Raw genomic sequence first — 13,134 nt, forward strand, 5'->3', positions numbered from 1 at the left:
AGGCGCTGTCTTCGCGCTACACGGACTGCAGCACGTAGAACTTGAGGTACTTCCCTTCCGGGAATTGCAGACGCACGGGGTGGTCCGGCGGCTGGTACCGCTCCTCGACGAGCGCCAGGTCCACACCGGCCTTGAAGCCCGCCTCGCGGACCGCGCCCATGAAGTCCTCCGGATTCACGCGCGCGGAACACGACGCCGTGGCCAGCAGGCCCCCCGGCCGCAGGATGGCAAGCGCCTGCCGGTTGAGGGACGCGTACCCGTCGATGGCCGCCTGCACCGCGCGCTGGGTCTTCGCGAAGGCCGGCGGGTCCAGGATGATGAGGTCGAAGGTGCGGCCCTCTTCCTTGAAGGACTGGATGATCTTGAAGACGTCCGCGGCGAGGAAGTCGTGCTTCTCCGCGGGGATGCCGTTGCGCGTGAAGTTCTCCCGCGCCAGGGCGATGGCCTCCGGGTCCTGATCCACGGAGAACACGCTGTTGGCCCCGCCCAGCGCCGCGTTGACGGAGAAGCCGCCACTGAAGCTGAAGCAGTTGAGCACGTCGCGGCCCTTCGCCAGGCGCCGGATGAGGTAGCGGTTCTCTCTCTGGTCCAGGAAGAAGCCCGTCTTCTGGCCCTTCCAGGCGTCCACGAGGAACGTCGCGCCCCGCTCGCGGATGGGAATCAGCTCCGGGGCCTCGTGCCCGTAGAGCATCTTCCCGGAGCCCCGGCCGTCGTCCTCGTCCACGTCGTCGCGGCCCACTTCGTCACGGCCGATGACGCCCTTGAGGCCCGGTACGCCGGCCTTCAGCGCCTCGATGATCAGCGGCCGGTACGGCGTCAGGCCCGCTGAGTACAGCTTCATCACCGCCCAGCCGGCATACAGGTCCACCACCACGCCCGGCAGGCCATCTCCCTCGCCGTGAATCAGGCGGTAGCTGTCCGTGTCGGTCAGGTCGATGAGGGCCGTGCGCTCGGACAGCGCCTGGCGCACCCGGCGGGTGATGAAGGCCGAGTCCACGGCTTCGCGTGGGTCTCGCGTGAACACCCGCACGGCGATGGCGGAGTGCGGGTCGTAGTACCCGCGCGCCACGAACTTCCCGTTCTCCGTCAGGTCCACCACGCTGCCGGCCGGAATCTTCGGCACGTACTCCAGCGCCTTACGGAACACCCACGGGTGCCCCGCGCGCAGGTGGCGCCCCAATCCGCGCGCCAGCTCCAGCTTCACGACATTCACGGTGTCACTCCTTATGGGCCAGGATGGCGCGAGCCAGTTCCTCGAAACCCCGCCCCTCGGGCGCCCGGGTGATGAAAGCAGGTGGCGCCTCGATGCGGTCCAGGACGGCTCGCACGTTGGCCACGCCCACGCCCAGTCCAAATGCGGCGAACATCGGGGCGTCGTTGAAAGAATCCCCGGCGTATACATAACGGCCGTCGCGCGGGTCCAGCCGTTCGCCCCAGGCCGTCCGGGCGAAGCGCCGCGTCGCGCTCAACTTGTCGAAGCGGCCCAGCCAGCAGTTGATGTGGATCGACGAGCGCACCGCCGTGACGCCCCGGGCCACCAGCAGCGACTCGATGCGGTCCGCGCCTGCGCTCCCCAGCCGGGCTTCCTCGTTGTAATCCACCGCGAGGTCCACTTCCGTGTACGCGCTGTCCATGGACAGCCGCGCGCCGGGCACCTGCTTCAGCACCCGGGCCACCTCGGCGTGCAGCCGCTTCCGGTTCGCCACCCGCTCGGCCGGCGCCTCCGCGTACACCTTCCGCAGCCGGCCATTCGCCCCCTTCAGGAAGAACAGGCCCCCGTTCTCCACGATGACGCCGTCCACGGGGAGCTGCCGCGCCCAGGCCTCACCCCACCCCGCTGGACGGCCGCTCACCAGCACCACCCGCAGGCCCGCCGCGGACAGGCGCTCCAGCGCCCGCACCGTGTCCGAGCGCAGCTTGTGGCCCGTGGTCAGCGTGCCGTCCACGTCGGTGAAGACGCCCTCCACGCGGGACAGGTCCGCCTCGCGCAGGGGGCGAGGCGAGGTCGACTTCGAGGACGCCCCCATCACATCCCATCCAGTCCGGCGAGCAGCCCCTGGAAGGTGGTGATGGTGCTCCGCAGCTCGTCGGGCGAGAGCTGGCCAATCTGGAGCTTGCGCGCCTTTCGCAGGAACGCGTCCAGCTCCGACGCCCGGCCGTAGAGGGCCTGCGCGCTCCCAGCCGCTTCGGCCAGGGTGCGGGCCGCGCTCGCGAAGTCCGAGTCCACCTGCGACAGCGCGCGCTCCAGACGAACGCCGCAGGAGGCCCACACCTCGCGGTCATGGACGATGAGCAACTGGCGCTGGTTCACCGCGGACAGGCCCTGGACGAAGGTGTCCAGCGCCTCCACCACCGTCACCAGCTCCGCGCGGGACGGGTTGGGCAGGATGGCCAGCCGGCCCACCTCGGCGCGCATCTCCACCACGTGGCGCTTGTCCTGCGCGCGCAGGTTCCGATACGCGGCCGTCCGGCCGAAAGCGTCCAGCTCCGTCTGGGCCTGCTGGGCGTTCCACTGCACGTCCTGGGCTTCGGCGTCGCGGACCTTCCTGACGCGCGCGGAGAGGATGCGTCCCAGGTCGGCGGTGATGGCGCGGACCGTCACCGCGGCCTTCACCTCCGCCGCGTAGCCAGGGACCACCTGGGCGCGCGTCACCTCGCCCAGCGTGCTGGCGGATTCGAACACCAGGTTGCTCATCTGCTCGCGGAAGCCGGCGCGGATGCGCTGAATCTCCGCCAGCAACGTCCACCGGTCACTCACCACCGACGGGTTGCGCATCGCCTCGCCCAGTTGGGTGATGCCCTGGGCAATCTGGCTCATCGCCTCCTGGACGATGGCCACGGCGGGCGCACTGCTCCCCACGCCCGGGGGCTGCACGGGGAACTGCTCCCGGATGACGTTGAGCAAGCCGTTGACGTCAATCACCGTGTCGCGGATGACGGGCGCCATCTCCTCCCACAGCGACAGGTCCGGTGAGGAGTCCACGACGGGCGATTCGTATCGCACCAGGTCGAGGTCACTCAGCCGGGCGATGGCATGCGCGGTGGCGACGTACACCTGGCGCAAGCGGCCGGCGAAGGCCGGATCCGGCTGGGACTGGAGAATTTCATCGAGCCTCGCGGACAGCGAGGCCTGGGGGGTCTCTGCGGCTTCGGACACGGGTGTCACACTCTAGCGCTCGACTTCCGCGCGGGGGAGTTCTAGCACTCGACTGCGGGCCACGCCGCTGGCTTTGGAGCGCTACGGGATGATTCAGGTCTGTCTGGTGAAAGACGGTCAACTTCTCACCGGAGGTGAAGAACTCCTCCAGGAAGAGGGCCGCAAGTGGATCGACGTCCTGCATCCGACCGAGGAGGTGTTGAGCCGGCTGGCCGCGCACTTCGGTCTGCACAAGCTGGCCGTGGAGGACTGCCTCCATCTGGACCAACGGCCCAAGCTGGAGGAATACCCCAACCACCAGTTCATCGTGCTCCAGGGATTCACCGTCACCGGCAAGGACGTGTGTGAGCTGACGCTGCACGAGCACCACTTCTTCCTCGCGCAGGACTGGCTCATCAGCGTCCACGAGCTCCCCTTCGCGGGCCACCACACCGTCGTGCGCCGCGTGAAGGACGACCCGCAAGGGACGCTCATCCGGGGCACGGACTTCGTCCTCTACATGCTGGCGGACACGCTGGTGGACGCGCAGTTCCCCATCCTCGACGCGTTCAGCGACGAGCTGGAGGACCTCGAGGTCTCCATCTTCGAGAAGCCGGAGAAGTCGCACCTGCAGCGCATCTTCGCCATGAAGCGCATGCTGGTGACGCTCCGCCGCGTGCTCTCCCCCCAGCGAGACGTGGTGGGCCTGCTGTCCCGCCGGGGCATCCCCAACGTCCACGAGAAGACGACGCTCTACTTCCGTGACGTCTATGACCACCTGGTGCGCCTGTACGAGCAGATCGACGCCGGGCGGGACATCATTGGCAACGTGATTGACGGCTACCTGTCCATGGTGGCGAACAAGACGAACGACATCTCCAAGCAGCTCACCATCTTCGCCACCATCTTCCTGCCGCTCTCATGCATCGTCGGCTTCTTCGGGCAGAACTTCGACCGGCTCTACACGCCAGGCGCCTGGTATGTGATGTGGGCCTCGATAGTGGCGCTGCCGGTGGGAATGATTTTCTGGTTCAAGCACAAAGAGTGGCTCTGACATTTCCGCGAGGAGAGGAAACATGCTGACCGTCACCGTGGATGGCATCCCCCTGCACTACCGGGACGTGGGCCAGGGCCCTTGCGTGCTGTTGCTGCACGGGTGCCCCCTCACTGGCAGCTCTTTCGACGCGCAGGTGAAGGCCCTTTCGGGGCGCTACCGCTTCATCATCCCCGACATCCGCGGCTTCGGAGAGAGTCCACTCGGCGACGGGCCCACGGAGATGTCCCTCATCGCCCGTGACGCGCTGGCGCTGCTGGATGCGCTGAAGATTGACTCGATCGTGGTGGGCGGCGTGTCCATGGGCGGATATGCGGCCATGGCGCTGCTCCGCGAGGACGCGGGCCGCGTCGGAGGGCTCGTGCTGATGGACACGCAAGCCACGGCGGATGACGCGGAGGGCAAGGCCCGGCGTGAAGCCACCGCGCAGCAGGCCCTGGAGTCCGGGTTGGAGCCCATCGCCGAAGCCATGGTGCCCAAGATGGTCGCCGCGGGGATGGACTCGCCCGTGGGCCGGGAAGTGGCGGCGATGATGCGCTCGACCACCCCCGCGGGGATGGCCGCCGCACAACGCGGCATGGGGCTGCGGCCGGACAGCAAGGACATCCTGGCGCGCTACGCCGGGCCGGCGCTCATCATCGTCGGTGAGCACGACCCCATCACTCCGCCGGCCAAGGCGAAGGAGATGGCGGGTCTCATCACGGGCGCACGGCTGGAGGTCATTCCCGGTGCCGCGCATCTTCCCAACCAGGAGCAGCCGGAGCGGGTCAACGCCGTGCTGGACAGCTTCCTCGCCTCGCTCCAAGGCCCGAACGCCTGAGCCAGGTCTGGCCCAGCGCCCGGCCCCATGCGAGCATGCGGGCCGGACGTACCCGCCCGCCTTCCTGAGAGTCCCATGGACCGCATGCACCTGAAGGACGTCGAAGACCACGAGTCCGACGGCCACTACGGCCGGATGATTCGCATGGCGCGTGAGGTGGGCTCGCCGGTCCCGCAAATCTGGCACCTGTTCGCGTACAAGCCGCGCCTGGGCGAGGCCCTGTCGCGCTTCACGCACGAAGTCATGCGGGGCCCGTCCCCCCTGTCGCCCGGCCTGCGCGAGCTGATTGCCGCGTACACGTCGCGCGGCAATGAATGCTTGTTTTGAACAGGCTCTCACGCCGCGGTCGCGGCGGAACTTCTAGGCAGTCCTGACACGGTGAAGGCGGTCCTCGAGGACGTGGCGCAAGCCCCCATCTCCGAGGCCGAGAAGGCGCTCTTTGCCTTCGTGGACACGCTCAATCACCGCGCGGCGCAGGTGGGCCGGGCGGACATCGACCGGTTGAAGGACGCGGGTTGGACGGACGAGGCCATCTTCGACACCGTGACGGTGTGCGCCCTCTTCAACTTCTACAATCGCTGGATTGATGGCACGGGCGTGCGCGACATGCCCGCGGAGATGTATCAGCGCAGTGGCCAGCGCATGGCGGTGGCGGGCTATGCGCAGCCCCCAGCGAAGAAGCCCGAGGAGTAGCGCGCCCGACCGGGGCTCAGCGCCGGTGCTTGCGCTGAGCCGCTTCGAGGACGGAGTCCTTGAGGAGGTACCCGAACCCGGCGTTTCGCAGGCGCACGGCCAGGTCCTGGGACGTGGTGCGAAGGCGCTCGGCGGTGGTCTCCAGATGCCAATCGCTCTCCGCGAGTTGGGAGAGCAGGTACGCCCGGCGCGTCTGGGCCGAGGAGAGTCGGTACGTCTTGAGGTACTCCAGGGTGCCGTCCGTACCGACGATGGCCTCGCCGATGTGGTTCTCCTCGTCCGGGTCCAGGGACGTGTGGAAGCGCTGAAGCAGGAAGCCGCCCGCCTTGTAGACACGGGTGGACGTGACATCGACGCCGAAGAGACCTCCCGCCATGAAGCCGTGGAAGTCGGCCCAGTCCTGGCGCATGCGGTTCAGCTCGCCGCGCAGGTCCTCCAGGCTGGACACGCGTGAAGCATCCAAAGTGAGCCCCAGCTCGGGCTCGTCACCGAAGCTGTACTGGAGCAGCAGCTCCCCGTAGAAGTCCTCCACCAGCGTCCTGTGCAGGGCTCGGTAGTCCTCCGGGTGGGCGACGATGAAGGCCGACAGCAGCGCATCGTCCTTGAACAGCAGCAGGCCCACCTGCTGCGAGTGGATTTCAAAGGTCCGCAGCGCGCCGTCCAACATCGGCAGGGCCCAGCCCGGCACGGAGGACTCCGAGCGCGGGTCCAGTCCCCGGGAGAGGCCCTCGCGGGAGTACTCTGCCCAGGCAATCTCCGGCCCACCGAATTGCAAGGACAGAAAGCCCTCCATGGCCAGATGCAGCGGAAGCATCCGAAGCTGCCGGCGGTCCTCGCGATGCGCCATCCGGTGCAGCAGGCGGATGGAGAAGGGGCCCGCCTTCAAGCGCTTCCCATCCGAAGGTTGAAGCTGCGCCCCGTAGACGGCCTCGGATTGACGGCCCGCCCAGGTCATCACGAGCCCGTGAGGCACGTACGAAACGTACTTGAGGCCCGGCTCCTTCAGTCCGCCCTTCACGGAGACGACGGCCGCCTCGTCGTCGTACGTCCGCAACGTCATCCGCAGGTCGCCTCGCACGGTGTCTCGCAACACGGGGACCAGCCGCATGCCGCCCCAGACCTGCGACGGCGCCAGCCGCAGCCCCGTCGGCTCCAAGCGTTGAATGAGCCGTGCATCCGTCATGACGCGACCTCCGCCTCCGATGCGAAGCACACCATCCGCGGCGCGCCGTCAGACAGCGCGAATCCGCGGTGCAGCAGCCCCGTCATGCCTCGCCCCCATCCGCCTGCGCGGCGTCCCGTGAGCCGCCGTCTTCACCCTGCCGGCCCTGGGCATCTCGCGCCAGCATCGCCTCCACGCGCGACGCGAGGTAGGCCTCCAGCTCGCCCAGCGACGCAGCGCCCTCGGCGAAGCGCGCGAAGCCCAGCACCGTGGGCACGTCCTCCGCGTCACGCACGCCCACGGTGGGCACCGCCGTCCCGAAGGAGCGCGGCGCATACCCCTCCGAGTCGAACACCGGATTGACGTGGACCAGCGCGGTGCGGCGCTCGGGGTCCAGCTTCGCGCGAAACACCCGCGTCAGCTCCGCCACCGCTTTCGGGGGATCATTGTCGTAACCGTCGGAAACGATGACCACCAGGTCCGCGCCCCAGGCCAGCGCGTCCAGCAGCGGCGTGGCGATGTCCGTCTGTCCCCGCGCGCTGACGAGGAGCGCGTCCTCCACCGGGCCCGTCCACCAGGCGCGGTACTCCTGGGCCGCCGAGGACAGCAGGTAGTGCGTGGCCAGCGCCACGCCCAGAGGACGGCGCCGCTTCTCCAAGGAGCCGGACGACGAATAGCTGTTGTCCAGGATGGCGGCCACGCGCCCCAGCCGCGACGGCGCCCGGCGCAGCACGCGGGTGGCGGCGTGCTCCAACGCGGTCTGCAGCTCGGTCTGGCGCGCCCTCCGGACCTCATGCGGCAGCGCCAGGACGTACAGCGCCAGCTTCGTCAGGGAAGCACGCCCCAGCTCCACCGGCGGCGGTGTCCCCCGCTCACGTGCCGAGGACTCCTGGAGGCGCAGTCGCTCCGCCGCAGTGAGGCGCGGCTCGATGCGCCGGAGAAACACGTCACGCGGGACGCCATGCTTCACCGCCAGCCCCTCCGCCACGGTGTACGGCAGCTCGTAGAGCGCCTCCTGCGCGTAGTGCGCGCGGCGGAAGGTCTCCAGCAGCGGCTGGGTGAAGGACCGCTTCTTCCACCCGTGGAAGAGGAACGGCGCCACTTCGCCCTCCAGCTTCAGATGTCCGTGCGACACGGCCGCGCGCAGCTTGGCGCGGTACTTCACCGCGTCGAAGGCCAGGTTGGCGCGGCCATTCACATAGTCGCGGGCCACCGCCCTGGCACGGCGGTTGTTGATGCGTCGGTTGCGCAGTGACTCCAGGACACGGAAGGCACGCTGGGATGGCAAGGCGCGCAGGGCCGCGGCGATGAGCGCGCCCTCCTCCGCCTTGTCACGGGCCTCCACCGGGCTGCCACTGGCGAGCAGGTTGAGGATGATCTGCGCCTGATTGAAGTGATTGATGCCCGCCGCGAGCGTCCGCGCATACAGCCTGCGGTAGTTGCCCAGGATATACTGGTGCAGGAACTCGATGGAGACGGACTGGCCGCGCGCATCACCGTAGAACTCCCGCTGCCCCGTGCAGGAGAAGCAGGCGTTGACGAACATGACCAGGTCCTCGCGCGCGACCTGTTCGACACGGACTTCCGCCAATGCGGCCATCGTGTGCACGTCCTCCCCAGGCAGGGTCAGGAAGCGCCGCTCGGGGAAGAGTGAAACGACTGCGGGTCAGGCTCCAAAGGCTTGAATCGGAAGTCGCATCGGAGTCCCGCGAGCGGCGCTCCGACGCTACCACACGATGAACGGCAGGGAGCCTGACGGCGCCGTGGGAGCCCGCTCAGGGCTGGCACGTCACCTGGCTGTTCTCCACGGAGCACTGCGAGCAGGAGGCCGTCTCCGTCAGCACGCCCTGCCGGCACTCCAGCACCGCCCGGCCGTCCGCGCGGCACAGCCCCGTGCCCTCCGCGCTGGAGGCGCAGCCATCCCCCGCGACGTTGTTGGAGGTGTCACAGCGCACGGACTCGCCCGTCTCGTGGCAGCCCAGCGGACCACGGCAGGGCAGCTCACGCCAGGTGCCACCCCGGCACTCCAGCGCCAGCACCTTCTCCTGACACACGAAGCCGCCCCCGTCGCAGTCACCTCCCGCGCTCGGGCCACAACCAGCAAGGAGCAGAGAGCCAACCAACGGGACGAGTGCGAGAAGGGAGCGGTTCATGGACATCGGCCAATATTTCGAGCGGCCCGCCGCCGGTCAACCACCCAATGTCTCCTGGAAGAAACGACGGAAGTTTCCACCCATGACCCGCTCGACCCAGGACTCGGGATGTCGGCGCAACAACGCTTCCGTGAGCAGCGGCAACCCCGTGACATCCTTCATGCCCTTGGGCAACGGCACCATCCCGTCATAGTCGGAACCCAGCCCGACGCCCCCTCCCCCATGACGTCCACGGCGTGTTCGATGTGACGGACCACGTCATCCACCGTGTCCCCGCCCAGGTACACGGGCGCGAAGATGATGCCCACCACCCCGCCCCGGTCCGCGATGAACCGCAGGGATTCATCGGAGAGGTTGCGCCAGCCGCCCCCCGCCGCACGCACCCCGGTGTGCGAGCAGAAGAAGCGCACGGACGGGTGGGTGAACAGGTCCTTGAGCGTGGATTCCGAGGCGTGCGCCACGTCCACGCTCAACCCCAGCCGGGCCATCTCCTCCATCACCTCGCGCCCCAGCGACGTCAGCCCCCGGTTGCCCATCATCGGAAAAGAGGAACCCCCCAGGTCATTGTTGGACAGGTGGGTGAGGCCCATGAAGCGCACCCCGCGCTGGTGAAGCTCCGCCAGCCGCTCCACCTTTCCTTCAATGGCGTGGCCCCCTTCCACCCCCAGCACCGCCGACAGCCGTCCGTGGGCCAGATTGTCCTCCAGCATGGCCCCCGTGGTCGTGATGCGCGCCGTGTCACCCGAGCGCTGGCAGAAAGACGCCATCTGCTCAATCTGCCAGAGGGCCCGTGTCCACTCGCTCGCGCGGGCCTCGCGGGGCCACCCCTGCCACGCGGCGAACACCGGGAAGCCCCCGATGAAGGGAAAGCCGCGGGTGACAATGGTGAAGCACTGCAACTTCACCCCCGCCTCGCGCAGGCGGGGGAAGTCCACATGCCCGTCCTCCGTCCGAACACACAGGTCCCGGTTCCACATCAGGGAATCCGCATGGCCGTCCGCGATGCACCACCGCTGGTGGAACTCTTTCACGTCACCCATGCGCGCAAGTCTGCCCACCCGCGCAGCCGAAACAAGCACCACCCGCATTCCCCGTCGTGGGAGGCCCACCCACGCAGGCCCCCACCCGCCGCGAGCCGGGCCTCAAGGCTCCGACCTGGACGTCCCACGTGAAGCCGTCTGGGGCCGTACGGAGTCTTCCCAGCGCAGCACGTCCGCTGTCTGGCGGCGGGCCCGCGCATCACGGCGCACCTGGGTGGCTTCACGCACGGCTTCGTTCGGACCGTAGGCGTATCCCTGTCCCGCCAGCACGGCGCGCAGCGCATCCGCCAGCTCCTGCCCGGACTGGAACCGCTCCGCGGGCTCACGCCGCAACAGCCGCCCCAGGATGGCACGCATGGCCGGCGACAGCGCCTGGGTGGCGCGCTCCACGTGCGCCGGGGCCAGACACGCCATGCGAGCGGCCATCAGCGGTGCGGGCAACCAACTGGGGACCTCCGCCAACAGCACCTCCGCTTCCAGCAGCGGCCCCGCCGCCAACGCGGCGCGCTCCACGTCCTCCAGATCCAGCAGGTGCAACCCCGTGAGGACCTCCAGCAGCACCACGCCCAGGGAGAACAGGTCCGACCGACCATCCAACGGCCGACGCGCCAGGGCTTCTGGGGAGGCATAGGCCAGATCCCCCCGGACCACATGGGACTCCGTGACGAGCCGCCCCGGCAGCTTCGCCCATGCCATCGCGAAGTCGGACAGCCGCACATGCCCGCGCGAATCCAGACGCAGGCTGCGTGGCGACACGTCCCGGTGAACGATGCCCAACGGCCGCCCCCGGGCGTCCTCCAAGGTATGCGCGTGGTGCAGTGCGTCCGCCACCTCCGCGCCCACGTAGGCGGCGAACGCTTCGGAGAACGGCCGGCGGCGCAGCGCCGCGAAGCTGATGAGCGTCTCCAGGCATTTGCCGTCCACGTATTCCATGACGAGGTGAGGCGCGCCTTCGTGGACCCGCACCAGGAACACTTGAACGATTGCGGGGTGGCTGAGCCGCATCAGCAGCTTGACCTCCTCGCGCAGGCGGGCCCGCCCCTGGACATCCCCCGCGTCCTGCAGGCGCTTGACGAGGACGAGGTCTCCGGGAACACCCGCGTAGTGCCTGCGGGCCAGCAACATCTCCCCGGGGCCCCGCGCCCCGAGGTAGCGCACCAGCTCATACGACGTGGCGCCGGTGGTGAAGAGGATGAACGGCTTCGAAGCGGGTGGCTCTGGGGGGTGCGTGGACATCTGGGGTGATGCCTCCGGGGCAGGAAGTCCTCCCCTGGGTTGGGAAGGCGTGAGAGAACCTCACGCATCCCTCCTACCACCCACGTCCGACACACCCTTCCAACCTCCCAGCACGGATTCAGGGAAAAAAGGAAACGGCCCCCGCTACCGCGGAGGCCGTCCCAGAGCGGTCCGTGAGGAAACGGACCGCCCACCGCGCCGTGAAGTAACGACGACTACTTCTTCTTCTGCACCGGCTGCGTCACGGTCAGCTCGCGAACCACCATGTCCTTGCCATCCATGACATACGAGGCGCGGACCTGAGCACCCTCTTCGATGTCACCCAGCTTCACCGGCTGGTTGTTGTGCAGGATGCGCGTCTGGTCGTTCGTCTTCAGCTCGAGCTGCTTGTTGTTGCTGGTGTCCACCACGGTCAGCTCATCGCCACCGGTGGAGAGGACACGGCCGCTGACGCTGCTCGCAGCGGCGGCGGCACCCGCGGTGCCCGAGCCACCCAGGGCCATGTCTTCATTCAAGTCGCGCTGGCGATCAGCCTCGGCCTCGGCGAGGTCCTGGCGCTCGTCCTGCACGTCCTGCTGAACACTGGCGATATCCTCGGACGCCTCGGCCTGGGTCCCAGCGATGTCCTCCTGGGCCTCCATTTGCGTGCTGGCGATATCCTCACGCGCGTCCTGGCGGATTTCCGCCGTTTCCTGCTGAGCCTCCATCTGCGCCTCGGCGACGTCCTGGCGCTGCGACTCGACATTGTCGCGCTTGCTGCAGCCAGAGACGACCAGCGACATACCGGCAACCGCAGTGACCGCCATCATGAGCTTGCGCATTTGTTCCTGCTCCTTTCATCGCGTGGATCGGGAGAAGGTTTCCCCCTCTTTTACTTGCGGCCGAGAGAGCGTTTCCCCCGGCGTTGGGCAGAAACTGGGTGCTCCCCCCTCCCTTGAACAGGGGTTGTCCCGCGCGATTTGAAGGACTAGGGGCAGACGCCTGACCACGAGGCGCACGGTCCCCCGCCCGCTCTCCATGGGAACAAGGCTGAAGAAACGGGATATCGAGGCCAGCCGAGCTTGCGCCTACGGGCGGCCATCCACAGCGGCGTCCCGTTCCACGTCCCCCGTGCCCGCGTCGTCGCACAACGGCGTGCCTTCATTCGCCCATCGCGCGATGAGCACACGCTCCTGCGCCGAAGGCATGGGAACACTGAGCCACGGCGGGGGCATGTCCTGGAACACGTAGACTCGCGCCAGGATTCGCGCGGCCATCGCCTGCGCGCCGGGAACACCCCCGGGCTCGGGTGCGTAATAGTCCAGGCGAAACGGCGCGCCATCGCTGCCGCTCGTGTCGGCGCCGTGGCAGGAACTCACGCAGTTCGCGGCGAGGATGGGTTGGATGTCCGCGCACCACGTGGGCGTGGGGCCCGCGTCCCCACCGTCTGGTGTGCCGGGAAGCCCCAGCACTTCACAGGTGCGGCCCGCGTCGCCCCGCGCCGCGACACAGACGTACGGCGGAGGGCAGTCACGGGCCTCTTCACACGCCTTGCCCGTGAAGTCGGTGGTGTCGAGCGCGCAGGCCAGCACGCCACAGACACCGAGGAAAACGCTCGCGAGAAGTCTCTTCATGATGGCGTCACGGAAGCGGCACGCCACGCGAGGACATCCATTCCCGGCGTCCGTGTCGCAGTCGGGGGCTCGGCGACAATCCACCCGCCGAGCAGCGCGAGCGCGAGGAGCCTGCTGGAAGCCATGAGCATGGCCGCGAGTATACCGGTGATGGTGGCGGACGCCCGGGCTGGCGAGCGCGTTGACAGCGCGGAGTCGCCCTTGTAGTGCGTGCCCTGGTCCCCGTC

The 13,134-nt window shown here is 68.4% G+C and carries 13 protein-coding genes and 1 pseudogene; 4 read left to right on the plus strand and 10 right to left on the minus strand.

Going from position 1 to position 13,134, the window contains the following annotated elements; genetic code table 11:
• Positions 1 to 16 precede the first annotated feature (16 nt).
• Genes A176_RS17635 through A176_RS17645 form a run of 3 tightly spaced genes read right to left on the minus strand, consistent with a single transcriptional unit; the run spans position 17 to position 3,166 of the window.
• A complete protein-coding gene (locus tag A176_RS17635) occupies positions 17 to 1,213 on the minus strand; it encodes a class I SAM-dependent rRNA methyltransferase (protein WP_002637394.1) in 1,197 nt (398 codons plus the stop codon).
• 4 nt (positions 1,214 to 1,217) lie between these two features.
• Entirely contained in the window at positions 1,218 to 2,027 is an 810-nt protein-coding gene (locus tag A176_RS17640) for an HAD-IIB family hydrolase (RefSeq protein ID WP_002637395.1), read from the minus strand.
• Positions 2,027 to 3,166: a hypothetical protein gene (locus A176_RS17645; protein WP_044890808.1), complete on the minus strand. Its 1,140-nt coding sequence runs from the start codon at positions 3,164 to 3,166 to the stop codon at positions 2,027 to 2,029. The genes A176_RS17640 and A176_RS17645 overlap by 1 nt, the downstream gene beginning before the upstream one ends.
• Before the next feature lie 79 nt (positions 3,167 to 3,245).
• Between A176_RS17645 and A176_RS17650 the strand changes: the two genes are divergently transcribed.
• The 4 genes from A176_RS17650 to A176_RS17665 all read left to right on the plus strand — a co-directional run bounded on the left by A176_RS17650 (position 3,246) and on the right by A176_RS17665 (position 5,703).
• Positions 3,246 to 4,190 (plus strand): magnesium transporter CorA family protein, encoded by a 945-nt coding sequence (locus tag A176_RS17650; protein ID WP_002637397.1) that lies wholly within the window; start codon positions 3,246 to 3,248, stop codon positions 4,188 to 4,190.
• Between the two features lie 22 nt (positions 4,191 to 4,212).
• On the plus strand, positions 4,213 to 5,010 hold the full coding sequence (locus A176_RS17655) for an alpha/beta fold hydrolase (protein ID WP_002637398.1): 798 nt from the start codon (positions 4,213 to 4,215) through the stop codon (positions 5,008 to 5,010).
• A 75-nt stretch (positions 5,011 to 5,085) separates the two neighbouring features.
• On the plus strand, positions 5,086 to 5,337 hold the full coding sequence (locus A176_RS17660; protein WP_002637399.1) for a carboxymuconolactone decarboxylase family protein: 252 nt from the start codon (positions 5,086 to 5,088) through the stop codon (positions 5,335 to 5,337).
• Positions 5,338 to 5,388: 51 nt separating this feature from the next.
• Entirely contained in the window at positions 5,389 to 5,703 is a 315-nt protein-coding gene (locus tag A176_RS17665) for a carboxymuconolactone decarboxylase family protein (protein ID WP_002637400.1), read from the plus strand.
• Positions 5,704 to 5,719: 16 nt separating this feature from the next.
• On the opposite strand, the gene A176_RS17670 is transcribed toward A176_RS17665, so the two are convergent.
• From A176_RS17670 to A176_RS17700, 7 genes and pseudogenes are all read right to left on the minus strand, one after another.
• On the minus strand, positions 5,720 to 6,886 hold the full coding sequence (locus tag A176_RS17670; RefSeq protein ID WP_002637401.1) for an ARPP-2 domain-containing protein: 1,167 nt from the start codon (positions 6,884 to 6,886) through the stop codon (positions 5,720 to 5,722).
• Between the two features lie 82 nt (positions 6,887 to 6,968).
• Entirely contained in the window at positions 6,969 to 8,465 is a 1,497-nt protein-coding gene (locus A176_RS17675; protein WP_002637402.1) for a hypothetical protein, read from the minus strand.
• A 175-nt stretch (positions 8,466 to 8,640) separates the two neighbouring features.
• Positions 8,641 to 9,018 carry a hypothetical protein gene (locus A176_RS17680; protein ID WP_226994357.1) on the minus strand — a complete coding sequence of 126 codons (378 nt, stop codon included), beginning with the start codon at positions 9,016 to 9,018 and terminating at the stop codon, positions 8,641 to 8,643.
• Between the two features lie 36 nt (positions 9,019 to 9,054).
• Positions 9,055 to 10,106, minus strand: a pseudogene (locus tag A176_RS17685) (dipeptidase).
• Between the two features lie 54 nt (positions 10,107 to 10,160).
• The gene (locus A176_RS17690) at positions 10,161 to 11,294 is read right to left on the minus strand and encodes a serine/threonine-protein kinase (RefSeq protein ID WP_002637406.1); all 1,134 of its coding nucleotides are present in this window, start codon (positions 11,292 to 11,294) and stop codon (positions 10,161 to 10,163) included.
• A gap of 215 nt (positions 11,295 to 11,509) precedes the next feature.
• Positions 11,510 to 12,115 carry a hypothetical protein gene (locus A176_RS17695; RefSeq protein WP_002637407.1) on the minus strand — a complete coding sequence of 202 codons (606 nt, stop codon included), beginning with the start codon at positions 12,113 to 12,115 and terminating at the stop codon, positions 11,510 to 11,512.
• Positions 12,116 to 12,361: 246 nt separating this feature from the next.
• Complete coding sequence (locus A176_RS17700) at positions 12,362 to 12,907, minus strand: hypothetical protein (RefSeq protein WP_044890819.1); 546 nt, start codon at positions 12,905 to 12,907, stop codon at positions 12,362 to 12,364.
• Positions 12,908 to 13,134 lie beyond the last annotated feature (227 nt).

This window comes from Myxococcus hansupus (assembly GCF_000280925.3).
Taxonomy (GTDB): Bacteria; Myxococcota; Myxococcia; order Myxococcales; family Myxococcaceae; genus Myxococcus; species Myxococcus hansupus.

What these genes read in the sequence shown, in the direction of transcription:
- A176_RS17655 (WP_002637398.1), top strand. Translation starts at nt 4,213, where the DNA reads ATGCTGACCGTCACCGTGGATGGCATCCCCCTGCACTACCGGGACGTG.
- A176_RS17650 (WP_002637397.1), top strand. Translation starts at nt 3,246, where the DNA reads ATGATTCAGGTCTGTCTGGTGAAAGACGGTCAACTTCTCACCGGAGGT.
- A176_RS17670 (WP_002637401.1), bottom strand. Translation starts at nt 6,886, where the DNA reads ATGACGGATGCACGGCTCATTCAACGCTTGGAGCCGACGGGGCTGCGG.
- A176_RS17640 (WP_002637395.1), bottom strand. Translation starts at nt 2,027, where the DNA reads ATGGGGGCGTCCTCGAAGTCGACCTCGCCTCGCCCCCTGCGCGAGGCG.
- A176_RS17660 (WP_002637399.1), top strand. Translation starts at nt 5,086, where the DNA reads ATGGACCGCATGCACCTGAAGGACGTCGAAGACCACGAGTCCGACGGC.
- A176_RS17695 (WP_002637407.1), bottom strand. Translation starts at nt 12,115, where the DNA reads ATGCGCAAGCTCATGATGGCGGTCACTGCGGTTGCCGGTATGTCGCTG.
- A176_RS17700 (WP_044890819.1), bottom strand. Translation starts at nt 12,907, where the DNA reads ATGAAGAGACTTCTCGCGAGCGTTTTCCTCGGTGTCTGTGGCGTGCTG.
- A176_RS17675 (WP_002637402.1), bottom strand. Translation starts at nt 8,465, where the DNA reads ATGGCCGCATTGGCGGAAGTCCGTGTCGAACAGGTCGCGCGCGAGGAC.
- A176_RS17680 (WP_226994357.1), bottom strand. Translation starts at nt 9,018, where the DNA reads ATGAACCGCTCCCTTCTCGCACTCGTCCCGTTGGTTGGCTCTCTGCTC.
- A176_RS17690 (WP_002637406.1), bottom strand. Translation starts at nt 11,294, where the DNA reads ATGTCCACGCACCCCCCAGAGCCACCCGCTTCGAAGCCGTTCATCCTC.